A 13,917-nucleotide genomic window follows, 5' to 3' on the forward strand; every position below is an offset into this window, starting at 1 on the left:
TATTGATGAAAGTGGGTTTGCACAGGATGCGCCGCGCACGCACGGTTATGCACCCGCTGGCCAGAGATGTCATGGCACGCATGACTGGCATGCGCCAGGTCGTATCAACGCAATGGGAGCGTTGATCGGAAAGCTATTGATAACCGTCAGCCTGTTTGCAGTCAATATCAGCGCCGATGTATTTCATGGATGGGCGATGCAGGACCTGTTGCCTAAATTGCCCTCACATGCGGTCGTTGTGATGGACAATGCCACCTTCCATAAGAGGCAGGATACGCAAGAGGCCATACAAAACGCTGGGCACACCCTTGAATACTTACCCGCTTATTCTCCTGATCTTAATCCCATCGAACATAAATGGGCACAGGCCAAAGCACTGCGTAAACAACAAAACCAGACCGTTGAGATGCTTTTTAAATCCTATACATTCTGAATCATTCTTAACTGGTTAGGCTATAGCGCTGACGCTGGAAGAGAAACAACAAGGCCATTTCGTCAAGGTAAGCGAACTGGCGTTATCGGATCAGCAGGCAGTGCGCGGCTGGCTAAAAGGCTTCGATCAGGAAGTGCTTTTGCTACGGCGGGTCTTTACGAACAAGGACGGCAGCACCGGCACGTTGAATCTGGTTTAGAGTAGCCTCTCCTGCGAAGGTGGACAAGTAGCAGCAATCTACAAAAAACGGTGGAAAGTCGAAACGTTCCACAAGTCGTTGCAATCCAATGCGGCGCTAGCAAAGTCGCCGACCCGGACGGTAACCACGCAAGGTAACCACGTGTTCATGTCCATTTACGCCGTATTTAAGCTGGAATGTTTGAAGATCAAGCATAAGGCCAACCATTTCGCCCTGCGGGCGGAGCTATATATTAAGGCAACCCAACAGGCTTATGCGGAATTGCAAAAGTTAAAGGCTGCGTAACATCAGTTACTTATTCCATTCCTATTTCATAAGTAAATTTATATTAATCCATGGCCATGCTTGATTCTCCTATTTTTCTTGCACGAACAAGCAAATCCCTGGCCTGCTCCTACACATCTTTGCCACTTGCTACTCGCGCCATCATAATGCTTCCTTTCATAAGTTGCTCATATTATTTAATTTATGAAATAGAAATGGAATTAGACATAGCTCCCCCTATTGTCGATGCTGTTTTAGCAACAGCTCAAACAAAAGCGCAGCTCCTGCTACGGCTCAAACCCTTTATAAAAGTCGTCAATCACACCAGCAATCGATATAGTGACCATCGGAATCAGATTCCTCTAGTGAAGAAAATTTTTTGATAATCGCTCCATCATAAGGAATTCAAGCTCCATTACATCTTTTTATGTCAAACTCACGTTAATTATCTTAAAACACAAAAAGATGGCGTTAGCATTACCTTAATGAGATTAATTTCGATGTAATAGATTGAGATTGTGTTTTTCTGGAGGCTGAATTTAGAAAGGCTATGTCGCAATTAATTGTTGAAATTGTCTTGTTTTCCCAATGGATGATAAAAAACAAACGACTGGTGTAATGTTTTGACCGAGGCGACCAATCATCCTATGCCATTCCAGATAATTCCCGAGATAATGTGTAGCTACGCCACGAAATTTCATCATTCATTGCTTTAGCCGGCTGTCATAAGCATTGACGTTCTGAATATGGTAGATGTTGTTTATAACTCGCGGAGCTGCGGCAACATTGACTGGTTCTCCCTGAGCAAAGCGAAAAAGCTGGCAGAAAATATGCACATGCTCTTGCTAGAGTTTCCTGCAGCAAACTCAGTACTAACCCAACTCGGGCATCCAGCGCGGACGATGGCGGAGTCGATCATCACTTATTTAAACTCAGGATCATCCAATAATTCGCGAAATATGTGTTACCAAACCCCGCCTTTAACCATCGGTTATTCCATTTTTAAATTAAAAAGACGCGAAGGCGAGCCGCAGACAATATAAATAATACAGCAAGGTGAAGCCGACAAAGTCAGCTTTGATTTAGAAATGGAATTATAACGCTGGTACATGCCGATTTATGTGCCGAGCTGTTCCAGCTGCTCGTGACAGTATCCCTCTCTTCGTATTTGGTTTAACCATACTGATCGTCCCACAGTTCTCGTCTCGCCATTCAAAATCTCGCCCTAAGATTTTGTAGAGTGAATCACAGATCAATGAATAAGGTGTTAATGGCCATTTAAACTGAACCAGAATCGGATAACAATTTTGAGCCACTTTTCCAGGATTTTATTTTATTGAATAAATCTGTAACCGTTTCAGAATTTTTTCTGAGGCTGTCATGAAGGAGTGGCTAGTGATATATCAAATCAAAGCGTTATACAACAAAGGTGCTGGCTTATCAGAGCGCAAGATAGCTAGGCACTTAGGCCTATCCCGTAACACAGTCCATAATATCTCAACATGTCCGAGGTGGAAATTGCTGCTGGATTAACAGATACGGATAGAAACAAAAAACTGGATGAATATCGAGCTGATATCATTCAATTACTGCAAATGTACCCGAGACTCTGTGCGGTGAAAGTGCTGCGCAAATTGAGGGCCAAGGTGGCGAATATTTCTGTTTCGGATCGCTCAGTATGGCGCTACATTCAGAGGTTAAACAAACAATCAGCTTAAAACAGGAACGTTATTATGAGCCGGTACTGGATATGATACCGGGCGAGCAATGTCAGGTTGATGGTGGTGAATTACGTGGTGTAATGATTGGTGGCGTTGAAACTACAGTTTATCTGATGGTGTTTGTGCTTTCTTATTCCAGGTTGATGCATGTATCGGTTTCTGTAAAGCCGATTGATACTGAAACGCTGATCCGGCAACATGATGCCGCATTTCGTTACTTTGGTGGCATGCCACGGGAATGCGTATACGATCAAACCAGACTGGTGGTGATGGGTAAAGTATTTCGGGAATTGACCCTCAATCAGCGTTTCCGTCAATATGCCACAGCAGCAGGATTTCGTATTAGCGCTTGTGAAGGCTATGACCCTGAAAGCAAGGGTAAGGTTGAAGCAGGCGTCAAGTATGTCAAGCACAATGGTTTGTATGGTGAATCTTTTGCCAATTGGCATGAGTTGGAACGTTACATGGCTGACTGGTTGGACAATATCGCCAACCAGCGATTGCATGGTAGCACGCGCTAGCAACCGCGCTCCCATTAAACAAGCAGAGAAGACCAGTATGTAGCCTTACTTGGCACCTGGCTGTGTTCAGCTCTCACAAACTGAAGACATGACGCGCAAAAGTGACAAAACTGGTTTGATTGCCTGGCAAGGCAACAAATATTCGGTGCCCATGGCTGATCAAGCTAGCCGGGTGTTACCGAGCATGATGGTCAATTGCATATCAGCGATTTAGCGACAGGCGAAATCATTGCCAAGCATATCATCCGGCTGGAGAAAGGCCAAATCGTTAAGAATACAGATCACTATCGTGACAAAGCACAACGCATTGCTGCACTGGAGGCAGATATCTCTCAATTGCTCGGCAATACAGAAAGTGCAGACTCACTCTGTGCCTTGTTGAAGGTAATTGCCCCAGAGATCTACAAAGATCAGTTAGCTGGCACAAAACAGGTACTGGCCGCCATTGCAAGCAGCATGGCATGATCGCCCCATCATTGCTGTGCCGATTGCTTGAGACACCACGGTTAACGGTAAAAGGCTTGCGGGATCATCTGGAAGAATGGCATCAGTATCCACAGCGGTAATGCCCATCAGCGCCAGCCTCATCTCAGGGTGCAACATTAGCCACATTAAAACGCTATGGCATGTTATTCCAAATCCTAATAGAAAAGTAAATAATTTATATAATAATATTATTTATTTACAGATAGTTACATTATCTTTAATTGCTGTTTATATTAAAAATTGGAATTAAGCAAGCAAAAGGATGGTCAAGGGTGAATGATGTCATCCATTGATAGTGTTGCCTACAAATATCGCAGCTTGTGCTTGTCAGGCATTGCCGAGCAGCTTGAACAGCTGCTCAGCCAGGCCGAAGCCAACGATGTTTCCTATCTGCAATTTGCTGAAATACTTATCGTGCATGAACACAATCAGCGCAATAGCAAACGTATTGAGCAGAACAGAAAACGCGCTGCATTTCTCTTGCATAAAACGCTGGAAGAATTCGATTACCGCTTTCAGACCACCATCAGCAAGCGGGAGGTCAACAGTCTGCTGAACTTTGACTTTATCGACACCCGTGAGAATGTTGTCTTTATCGGCCCACCAGGTGTAGGCAAAACACATCTGGCTATCGGTATCGGCTTAAAAGTCATTGATGCAGGATATAAAGTTTATTTCAACACTGCGTTAGGATTGATGGAGGCACTCGAACTTGCCGAGCTCAAGGGTGAATTAAAAAAGAAAATCAATCAACTGATCAAGTTCGATGTCTTGATCATTGATGAATGGGGTTATTTGCCCATGAATCAGCACGGCATGCACAACCTGTTTCAATTGGTCAATGCGCTATACGAATATCGTTCCATCATCCTGACGACTAATAAGGAATTTACCAACTGTAACGAATTCTTTATCGATGACAACATCGCCGTACCTATCGTTGACCGGCTCATCCATCATTCTCATATCTTCATGCTCGGAGGTGAAAATTATCGGCTAAAAACTAAATTGAATAGGTGTGGTTAAGCACTGGAAAAGTGGCTCAATTTTAATGGCCAATTATGGCTCAATTCTGTTGGCCATTGACAAATAAGGAAACTCCAAAATGTTAAAAGAACCTCGTAACTTGGTTAAATTCAAGCAAAATTGTTCTCCTTGCGGGTCTCGTATTCATCGCATACTCGACTATAGGAAATTTTTGGGGGTGTAAAAAAACTGTTCATTTGCGAAATACCTTGCACCAAGGAATTAAAAATTAATTACTACACAAATATTTGACGAATGGTTTGATAAACTGGATCGGGCTATTTGCAATCAATTGTTGTCTCGCCTCAATCGGGAAGTTGAAAATGGCAATTTCAGTGATTACAGAACTATCGAAACCGAACTGTTCAAGCTGTGTTGCTTCTTTGGCAGCGACATTTGTATGCATTATTACACGATCCATCAGCAGCATATCGTTTAGCTGTTGACGTGCGGTAACAAATCCGGCCAGGAGCGAGACATTGAGAAAACAAAAAATATTCTTAAACTTCTCGGAGATTAGAAAATGACCACCAAAACCAGACGATTCGACATTGCCGCGCATTTTGAAACAGATGAAGACATTCGCGAATTTTTGCGATTAACTGCTAATTCCGGCGCTACATCCGATTTCATTTATGCGCTGAACACTGCTGTTCGCGCCAAGGGTATGACCGAAATAGCAGCGCGCGCTGGAGTTTCGCGAGCGAGCTTGTATAAATCACTTGCAGATGACGGCAATCCAAGATTTGACACGATCGCCAAGATTGTTGAAGCGTTAGGGTGCAAAATCATAATATCTTGAGGCACTATGACTAACCGCACAGGCAGATACTATTAAAACCCTCATAACACCACTCCTTTTCTGCTGATTATCCCTCAGCATGGTGTTACGAGGGTACAGCATAGCAAATCACAAGCTATTTAGCTATTGGTTTTCTAGGCAGTATCAGTTTCAGAAGGCATGTTTGAAAATCCTATTCTAACTAAGCCACCCCGCACGTTAACATCACCATCGTCAAGCGCACTACGCAACCCATCAGCCAGCATATTATCAATAGCCATAATCTCCAGATTTGATTGAATAACTGATCATCGCTAGACGGCTGATCAGGCATCTTTACCGTCACCCTTCATGAAGCCAGCAAAATACATTGATCACCATCTCTATTAAATCATAATTACCAACCTCAGTAAGGTAATCGAGGATGATCGACACCTCTTCAAAATTGACGTGGTGGCTGTCCATCCTGAAAGAAAGTTTGCTATACAACCGAGCGGATGATATACCCATATGCGTGCCAGCGCCTCAATACCACCCAGGGCCCTGTCGTGCAACAATGTAGAGTGCATCCTATGGTTTCATCCGATTCATTTACGTAGATCCAGCAAAATTGCTGCACATTGAATCATTTGTTGTGGCTAGACTTGATGATAGTAACGAAGCACATTCGAGCAATAAATAATCGAAGGCAAGCATAAATATCTACAAGCCCTCAATCCAGATGAGTCCAAGAAAATAATAGCAATAAATATTTAACTAGAAATGCCAATAATTTGCTAGTATTAAATTGACGACAACAGGATATAAAGAGAAAATCTCACTTTCAAAATTGGTTCTGTAATTATTTCAGCTTTTCGCATCTGACTTGATGGGCTCTGGTGGAGATGGAATGACAGAAAGTTATAGATTTACCTTAAATGCAGATGATCTCAGATAGAATCCACGAGCTTTGTGAATAAAAATGCTTCCTTGTGAATAAAAATGCTTCCCTTGGGGAGGCAAATCGCATCCCCTAAAAAGAGAGCTGAAGCTAGATATCAGTTATCAGGTAATCCAGCAATGGCTGGATGGAGAGTCCGCACCTAAACGCGAGCACGAAGAGGCCATATGTTCTTATTTCGGCGTTAATTTCGAATGATTAACTACTGGCAATGGACCCAAATATAAAAATGAAACGTGCGGCTGTTAGATTACCGACGAGCTAGAAATAAAATTAATAGAGCTTGTGAGGGGCATGCCTGAATATGCAAAAGAACAACTCATCCAGAGCGTTAATCAGTTAAAAGAAATTATTGAGAAGCTTCAAAATGGCGGAACAAGCCAAAAATAATATAACAACAACCAAAAGATATTAAATGCACATATCGGCAAGCATGTTTGCAAAGTGAATATGATAGCGAGGTAATGAGTAACGTAATGTAGCGTGTCATAAAACGTTTTATATGCGAATTAAGAGCTGAAATAGAAGCCAGTTCATCAATAACATTAAACTATTGAGGAAGACATCACCCAACCTCAATCAATCAAAGTAACCAATGAACTGGCAAGAGCGATTAATAACGATTTATCTCTATGCTTGCAAGCATTATCAGGAAAAGCTTTGGGTTTATAGTCAAAGAATGAATAATGACGCGGATTGAAGCTTTAGCGACGAAGAAGTCATTGCTCTCTACCTGTCGCTGTAGTGGACAAACATAGAAAGATCAAAGGTATTTATAAGTATGCGGATCGTCATTTACGCGTTTGGTTTCCAGGACTTCCGAGTGATATGGCTTATATTCAGCGTCTGAATCGGGTAGCTGATGTGTTTGCGCCCTTATTATTCCATTTCTAAATCAAAAATGACGCGAAGGCGAGCCGCAGACAGTATAAATAATACGGCAAGGTGAAGCCGACAAAGCCGGGTTTGATTTAGAAATGGAATTAGCACTGATTCAGCAAGAACGGGAAGCCAGGAATCCAGGTCAAGTTTGGCTGATCGATTCATTCCCGGTAGTCAATGCCCAGGCAAGATTACCGGTTTAATGCGTGTGTAGCGAAACAGTTGGCGGATTCAGGCTACTGCTCAACAAAGAAGTTGCACTATCATGGTGTGCAGGTCCCTATAGGGCGCCGCACACCAGGCTCATTGCCGATCCCTGAGTATATTGGTGTGACCGGCGCCAGCGGCCATGATGACAAGATATTTGATCAGATTCGGCCACAATTGCACAGCAATGAGCTCTGTATGGTGATAAAGCTTATCAACGGCCCGATGCTGAAGACGTCAGGCAAGCTCAGAATCTGACCGTCTTGACACCAGTTAAAAAACAAAAAGGGCAACATTATCTGGAAATACAGGATCAAGTTGCCTACAGCGATTGCTCGCGTTCGGCAACCGATTGAAGCAATATTTACCTGGATTGAAGAAAAGACAGGCATTGAATGTGTCAGTCAAGTTCGTTCTTATAAGGAGCTTACGGTGCATATATTCGGGAAGCTGGCTGCGGCTCTGTTTTTCTGGAATTTTTTACGAGTTAGCTCTTAATTCACATATAAGTGAAGATGCAATCAGAGAATACAACAAATTTAAATAAAGAGAGTAGCCGAAGCAGAGCACAACCTTCTGCTTAATTGCTGAGCATAATTATGTGATTATTAAGAATATGTTTTACCTGAAGTAAAATTTATCTTGTAATTACGGAGAAGTCCTTATAGCGGTTTTTGGGTTCAAATCTTACTTCTTTAGTTTCATTTACAACGATAAACATTTCCAACAAATATGATTTCCTTATCATCCCCGGGCATCTCATATTTTCCTGTGTTATTGAAATAGATGATGTGCACATTATTGCCACCCAGTTTCTGCGCTTCATTTCTTAAATTGTTTCTGGCTTTAATCAGCCGCTTGATGTAAAGAGTGCTGTCTTCGCTTGTTTCACTTGCTTGATCATCTTTTGAAGAGCCTTTCACCTTCCCAAGTAATTCACATCCATCAGGGCCTTGCTCACCGACCATTATCGCAACAGTTTTATCTGCTTCCTGTTGAGCTAGAGCTTCAGAACAAGCCACGATGATCAGTACTAATAATGTCTTTCTGATTAACTGGTACATTTTTTAGAAACACTCACTGATAATTCCCGATGTGTAATTTTATTTTTTTTACACCGAGAAGTATAGATAAACCCAGGGCTGTACCATTTCTATTTCATAAACGAATTGATCATCCAGGGCCAGCAAAAATGGATTGAACACACTCGCACTCTTTTTCCATGCAGAAAAATGTGTCAGTCATTATATACATATCCGGGTTAGGTCGTGAATAAAGAAAAAATAGGAAATAGGTTCATCCGGCAAATGCGTATACAGAAGTTCAACCGACCAGAACATAACTGGTCTCATGCAACGCCATAATTTTTAGCTTAAAGAATTCAACATTTCTAAAGGCATAAGCCATTTTATGTAACATTTTGATCTTGTTGTTGATGCCTTCCAATGGTCCAGTTGATAAGCCATTGAAGTCGAAATAAGCAAGGATGCCTGAACGATGAGCGGCAATGATTTTAGAGAATTGCTTGAGCATGTTGATATTAGAAGCAGTGGCCTTTTTTACCTATTCGTCAAGCGCTCTTTGCGCTGCAGTTTTATCTGGCTAATGCCATATAGCGCATAATCCTTCTTTCATATAATACGTGAGTTCGACATAAGAAAAGCCGTAAAAGGAACCTGAATTCCTTATGATGAAGTGGTTTTGGAAAAGAATTTCATCACGAGAGGAGTCAGATTCCGATGGATACTACAACGATTTTTTGTGCAAGTGACGAATTTTGTAAAGAGTTTGAGCCACGGTGGGAGCAGTACTTATTAAAGTCGTCGCTGAAACGGCGTCGGCGGCAAGGAGGGCTGTGTCTAAGTGAAGTCATGACCATCATGGTGGGGTTTCATCTGTCTGGTTACCGAATGTTTAAGCACTATTATCTGAATTACGTCTTGAGGTATCAGTGGGGTTATTTTCCAGGGTTAGTGAGCTACAACCGCTTTGTGGAGTTGGCTTTAAGGTAGCCTGGCGCCCTTGTGCTGTTTTCTGATCAGCCGCTTTGGGCAATGCAGTGGGATCAGCTTCATTGATTCGGCCAAGATCAGCGTGAGCCACAATCGCCGCATTGGGGCGCATAAGGTAATGGCAGAGTTTGCTGCTCGGGGAAAGACCAGTGTGAATTGGTTTTATGGGTTCAAGTTGCACCTGGTCATCAATGACCAGGGAGAATTGCTGGCAGTCAAAATCACGGCGGGCAATGTGGATGACCGTGATGTAGTGCCGGAACTGGCGCTCCTTGTTTGGAAAACTCTTTGGTGACCGGGGCTACATTTCGCAGCCACTCTTTGAGCAACTCCGGGAGCAAGGTGTACAGCTCGTCACCAAAGTACGCAAGAACATGAAAAACAAGTTGTTGCCGCTGTTTGACAAGCTGCTGTTACGTAAACGCTCGATCATTGAGACCATCAATGACCCATTGAAGGATATCTCGTAAATCGAACATTCCCGCCATCGCAGCCCATCTAACTTCTTTGTTAATCTGATAGCTGGACTGGTGGCTTACACGTTTCGCGAGAAGAAACCCTCGCTTAATATCAGACTCCCTCAAGCTCTTCCAATTGTGATGTGATGATTCTTATGTCGAACTCACGTTATATAAATCAGTGGATACTGCAAATACCGCCGTACTGGATCTCCCATCCTGCAACCTGTCTTCCGTTACATGCCGCTCCTATCCCCCGGAGAATGTATCTGAAATGCTCATTATCAGGCAGATAGTATCCGCTTTCCCCTTCAGGTCAGAGAGCCAGCATCCTCAGTTGGCTCAATTGGTTAACGAGGCTAATAAAGATTCACTTGCGTTGCGGCCTGCAGCTTTGCCTGCGCGCAACTTATAGCATTCAATTACTCAAATACTGCTCCGCAGTGCTACCGGAGTGAATGAGCAATTCCCCGGACGGGATTTCAACCTGCTAGATCGATTGCCGATAACGGCGCGCGACCTGACCCTTAAGTACGCAAAAACCATAGCAACTCGTGAATTACCGACTTAAGATGCACTGTCTTGTTCGTTACCAGCAGAAATCCATCTTGCAAGTTAAATCGCATTTGATAGCCACATACTGAAGCGTACCAGTGCTAAAAAGTTCTATCCGATTCTTGATGCCCGTTATCGAGTACGTAACGCATTAGGTCGAGATATTGTTTCATTTTAATGGTCTCTTTGGTATCGGTATCCAGTGAGTGATATCGCCAATTACTTGTCTGTACTCTACATACCGGTTGTCCCAATATACAAAACAAAGCTTTTCTTTATCATACTTAACATTCGTTACTCTAATGGCTTCAGGAGGAAGATTTGTAACCCAAACATCAATTTCAGTGCCATCCATTGGAGCCGTTTCTATCGGTCGCCAGCTAGCCTCTTGTTCGCTCTCATATTCAACTAGCCGCACCCTATCCAGACTTAAATTAAAAATTTTTCCGGATTTATTGTGTACTATGGCTCGTATATCTTGATTAACAACGCACAATGCTAATAGGATTCCATCCTCCTCTTTTCTATCAATATTTTCTGCAGACATTATTTCTACTTTCTCGTTGATTGTTGAGTTTTGCCGATTCATTCTGCCCTTACCTCTATATTTTTATTTTTCATATTGAAAGTGTGATAACCAATGAAGTTATCGCAACCGTTCAATGTCAAAGCTAGCTGTATATCAATCTGCTTTGATGGATCACCCGGTTTTCTCCTTCTGCACCTCTGGCAGAGCGGCGCGTCCATGCCTGTGCATCTTGCTGTTTCGTGTGGTGTGATCATTTGCTCACCTCATTAATTCCATTTCCAAATCAAATATGATGCGAAGGCGAGCCGCAGACAGTATAAATAATACGGCACGACGATGCCGACAAAATCAGGTTTGATTTAGAAATGGAATAATTTGGTTTTAATTGACTCTCTGTTTTAAGGAAGAATCAAGCCCTTCTTAATTCCTCTCCATGTTGCCAGTACCATGGCATCATGAATCGTAAACGATCCCAACAAACTCACTCATCCACCGGCTTGGCCACCTGCGCCTGTGCAGTCACGGCAGCCAAGGAAATCCAGTTATTCCCTGCGTGGCAGTTTGGTAGCATTGATAGCCGTCCAATCGATGTGCCGTACTGGTTGATCGATGCTGCCTTGGCGGCACAAATCATTGGCAAGTTCGAAAGCCGCGTAAACCGTACGGTAGTGGATTACGAGCACCAGACACTACTTGCAGCATAAAACAGTCAAACCGCCCCTGCTGCAGCATGGTTCGGTAAACTGAAATGGCGTGAATCTGGTTTGCTTGCCATCGATGTGGGATGGACCGAACGCGCCAGCCAGATGATCGAGACTGGTGAATATCGCTACATCTCCCCTGTGTTTCTTTATGACAATAAGACCGGGGCAGTCACGCGGCTGTTGCATGCTGAGCTAATTAACAACCTGGCGCTCGATGGCATCGATACTGTCGCAGCATCTAAATTTTTATCCATTGAAGCATTGAAGGAGACGACATGCAATTAGAACAGCTATTGGCTACGTTACGCAAACTCACTGGCCAGAATGAAAGCGGAGATGCTGACTCTGTGCTGGTTAGCCTCATCGCTCTACTCAGCTTAAAAGATGATGCTACCGCCGCCCTTAAAACTACTGCCGATCACCCCGATCCGGCCAAGTTCGTGCCGGTGGCAGTCATGAAATTACTGGGCACACAAACTGGAGAAAAAGTCCTCCCGGCAGTACTAAATTGGACTGCAATGGCCATCTTCTCTGGTGAACAGACTTTAGGAGCCTGCTGTGCTTTCCAAGAGTTGGAGTGTATTTTCAATAGTATCGATACGCCGAATGCTTGGACCAAAGGAATCACCGAGTACGAACACATCACCGTTTTTGATTCCTATGTATGCATTAGTGGTTGAATAATAGCGGTAGGTAAACCCATCAAACTGCTGATTATCTACGTTTGCAGGAGAAAAATATTGCGGAAACAATTGCTCGGCAAAAATAAAAATTTTTTGCTCTTTGTTAGGCGTTACGGCCGCCATCTCGAGTTCCAATTCTCCATACTGCGGAAGACTGTCATAAGGATTGGGAAGACTATCATCGGTTACGTACAGATTTCCAACGTGGTTTGTGTCGGTCTGACTGAACGCCTGCATCATCTGATACCATGTTGCGTTATATACAATGTGAATAAATCGGTCCTTCGGGTAATTTCTTTGCCACTGTTCTGGCTTAAAGTTTACGTAATTTCTCATGGTGCCCTGAAATACCACTAAATTATCAGCAACCGGTTTGCTTAAATAAATTTCGTCGGGTACCACTCCAGGATCTCCCGTTACTGAATATTGGCTACTTTTATTCTTGATGTAGTTATATATTTGCTCGTAGTACAGAATGTTTTCATCCGTTCCGTCTGCGGCCATCTGATCGATAAAGAAACCATCAATCACATAGAAGGTTAAGTAATTATCAATTTCGATAGCAATATCGACCAGTGGGCGATCTCCATAATCGGTATGTACGTAAGCAATTATCTTTCCCCCAGAGCCACGAATTAGATCGATGGCCATAACATAACCAGGGTCAGCGCTTGTCCCAAACCCATTGTCTGGATTAATAATTACGGTAGTAGGTACTATTTGAGCTGCTGCAGCCAAGCCACTCCAGTAATCCAGAGTCGGGGGACTTGATGGATCGAAATAAGCTGGAACAAAAAGATTAGTAGCATGGGCGAGCGTATCGAATGCCATTGATAAATAAACTACGGGAAGCAAAATGAAGTATTTTATGCTCATGTCGAATATCTCCTATCAAAAAGAGAGCACAATAGACTAGACGCAGTTTCTACATTGGCCTTAACAAAAGAAAGAGGGATAAAAGCAATAAATACCCCTGCGCTCAAATAAGCATATTCTCATTGCATAATGAAGGCTAGCAATATTGCATTTGCATATTATCTTAGTTCGCTATTTGGTTTTTTAGTTCAGGTGAGGTTGATAAAAATCATAGAACGGCTATGACAGCCCGGAAAGCAGCCCATAATCCTAAAAATCTGTGGTTGACCAGCATCTTAGTTCATAAGAAACTTAATCCGGAGTGGAACGAAACTTATAAGTGTGTGCTTGAGAAGTTCTCACACGTTATGCCAAAATATACCAAGCTTGAAGCTATACAGAAATTTGTATGAGCAGCATGGTTTGATTAGCTGTTATATCACTTGTTTTAACGTGAGTTCGACATAAGAAAAGCTGAAAAAGGAACCTGAATTCCTTATGACGAAGTGGTTTTGGAAAAGAATTTCATCACGAGAGGAGTCAGATTCCCATGGATACTATAACGATTTTTGTGCGAGTGACGACTTTTGTAAAAAGTTTGAGCCGCGTTGGGAGCAGTGCTTATTAGAGTCGTCGCTGAAACGGCGTCGGCAGCAAGGAG

General features: G+C 43.0%; 12 protein-coding genes and 5 pseudogenes. 9 read left to right on the top strand and 8 right to left on the bottom strand.

Annotated features, from left to right (window positions below; translation table 11 throughout):
- Positions 1 to 433 (top strand): transposase (locus BM122_RS17895; protein ID WP_305728217.1); only part of this gene is annotated, 433 nt, incomplete at its 5' end.
- Positions 434 to 1,111: 678 nt separating this feature from the next.
- Entirely contained in the window at positions 1,112 to 1,279 is a 168-nt protein-coding gene (locus BM122_RS23570; protein WP_177198202.1) for a hypothetical protein, read from the top strand.
- A 165-nt stretch (positions 1,280 to 1,444) separates the two neighbouring features.
- On the opposite strand, the pseudogene BM122_RS22715 reads toward BM122_RS23570, so the two are convergent.
- Positions 1,445 to 1,648, bottom strand: a pseudogene (locus tag BM122_RS22715) (IS1595 family transposase); the annotation flags it as partial.
- Between the two features lie 926 nt (positions 1,649 to 2,574).
- On the opposite strand from BM122_RS22715, the gene BM122_RS17915 reads away from it, so the two are divergent.
- The 3 genes from BM122_RS17915 to istB all read left to right on the top strand — a co-directional run bounded on the left by BM122_RS17915 (position 2,575) and on the right by istB (position 4,650).
- Complete coding sequence (locus tag BM122_RS17915) at positions 2,575 to 3,138, top strand: IS21 family transposase (RefSeq protein ID WP_074906917.1); 564 nt, start codon at positions 2,575 to 2,577, stop codon at positions 3,136 to 3,138.
- Positions 3,139 to 3,333: 195 nt separating this feature from the next.
- On the top strand, positions 3,334 to 3,603 hold the full coding sequence (locus BM122_RS17920) for a hypothetical protein (RefSeq protein WP_074906918.1): 270 nt from the start codon (positions 3,334 to 3,336) through the stop codon (positions 3,601 to 3,603).
- Between the two features lie 297 nt (positions 3,604 to 3,900).
- Entirely contained in the window at positions 3,901 to 4,650 is a 750-nt protein-coding gene (gene istB / locus BM122_RS17925) for an IS21-like element helper ATPase IstB (RefSeq protein ID WP_305728218.1), read from the top strand.
- Between the two features lie 229 nt (positions 4,651 to 4,879).
- On the opposite strand, the gene BM122_RS23575 is transcribed toward istB, so the two are convergent.
- Positions 4,880 to 5,056, bottom strand: coding sequence for a hypothetical protein (locus tag BM122_RS23575; RefSeq protein WP_177198204.1), 177 nt, complete (start codon positions 5,054 to 5,056; stop codon positions 4,880 to 4,882).
- Between the two features lie 117 nt (positions 5,057 to 5,173).
- On the opposite strand from BM122_RS23575, the gene BM122_RS17935 reads away from it, so the two are divergent.
- Entirely contained in the window at positions 5,174 to 5,452 is a 279-nt protein-coding gene (locus BM122_RS17935; RefSeq protein WP_074906920.1) for an addiction module antidote protein, read from the top strand.
- A gap of 134 nt (positions 5,453 to 5,586) precedes the next feature.
- Here BM122_RS17935 and BM122_RS25450 read toward each other — a convergent pair whose 3' ends face one another.
- Positions 5,587 to 5,712, bottom strand: a complete 126-nt coding sequence (locus tag BM122_RS25450) for a hypothetical protein (protein WP_256212185.1) — start codon at positions 5,710 to 5,712, stop codon at positions 5,587 to 5,589.
- A 1,718-nt stretch (positions 5,713 to 7,430) separates the two neighbouring features.
- Between BM122_RS25450 and BM122_RS17940 the strand changes: the two genes are divergently transcribed.
- The gene (locus BM122_RS17940; protein ID WP_143083517.1) at positions 7,431 to 7,718 is read left to right on the top strand and encodes a hypothetical protein; all 288 of its coding nucleotides are present in this window, start codon (positions 7,431 to 7,433) and stop codon (positions 7,716 to 7,718) included.
- A 443-nt stretch (positions 7,719 to 8,161) separates the two neighbouring features.
- On the opposite strand, the gene BM122_RS17950 is transcribed toward BM122_RS17940, so the two are convergent.
- Both BM122_RS17950 and BM122_RS17955 read right to left on the bottom strand, forming a co-directional pair.
- Positions 8,162 to 8,524, bottom strand: a complete 363-nt coding sequence (locus BM122_RS17950; RefSeq protein ID WP_074906923.1) for a DUF4156 domain-containing protein — start codon at positions 8,522 to 8,524, stop codon at positions 8,162 to 8,164.
- A 259-nt stretch (positions 8,525 to 8,783) separates the two neighbouring features.
- Positions 8,784 to 9,008: pseudogene (locus BM122_RS17955) on the bottom strand (transposase); the annotation flags it as partial.
- A gap of 191 nt (positions 9,009 to 9,199) precedes the next feature.
- Here BM122_RS17955 and BM122_RS21855 point away from each other — a divergent pair.
- Positions 9,200 to 10,077 (top strand): annotated as a pseudogene (locus BM122_RS21855) (IS982 family transposase).
- A 386-nt stretch (positions 10,078 to 10,463) separates the two neighbouring features.
- On the opposite strand, the pseudogene BM122_RS21860 reads toward BM122_RS21855, so the two are convergent.
- Together BM122_RS21860 and BM122_RS17975 are read right to left on the bottom strand one after the other, a co-directional pair.
- Positions 10,464 to 10,658, bottom strand: a pseudogene (locus tag BM122_RS21860) (thymidylate synthase); the annotation flags it as partial.
- Positions 10,655 to 11,074 carry a hypothetical protein gene (locus tag BM122_RS17975; protein ID WP_074906927.1) on the bottom strand — a complete coding sequence of 140 codons (420 nt, stop codon included), beginning with the start codon at positions 11,072 to 11,074 and terminating at the stop codon, positions 10,655 to 10,657. The pseudogene BM122_RS21860 and the gene BM122_RS17975, both read right to left, overlap by 4 nt.
- 395 nt (positions 11,075 to 11,469) lie before the next feature.
- Between BM122_RS17975 and BM122_RS25455 the strand changes: the two are divergent.
- Positions 11,470 to 12,003: pseudogene (locus BM122_RS25455) on the top strand (phage protease).
- Positions 12,004 to 12,263: 260 nt separating this feature from the next.
- On the opposite strand, the gene BM122_RS17995 reads toward BM122_RS25455, so the two are convergent.
- On the bottom strand, positions 12,264 to 13,277 hold the full coding sequence (locus tag BM122_RS17995) for a spherulation-specific family 4 protein (RefSeq protein ID WP_074906931.1): 1,014 nt from the start codon (positions 13,275 to 13,277) through the stop codon (positions 12,264 to 12,266).
- Positions 13,278 to 13,917: the final 640 nt, after the last annotated feature.

The sequence above is a fragment of the Nitrosomonas communis genome, from assembly GCF_900114745.1.
Classification (GTDB): Bacteria; Pseudomonadota; Gammaproteobacteria; order Burkholderiales; family Nitrosomonadaceae; genus Nitrosomonas; species Nitrosomonas communis_A.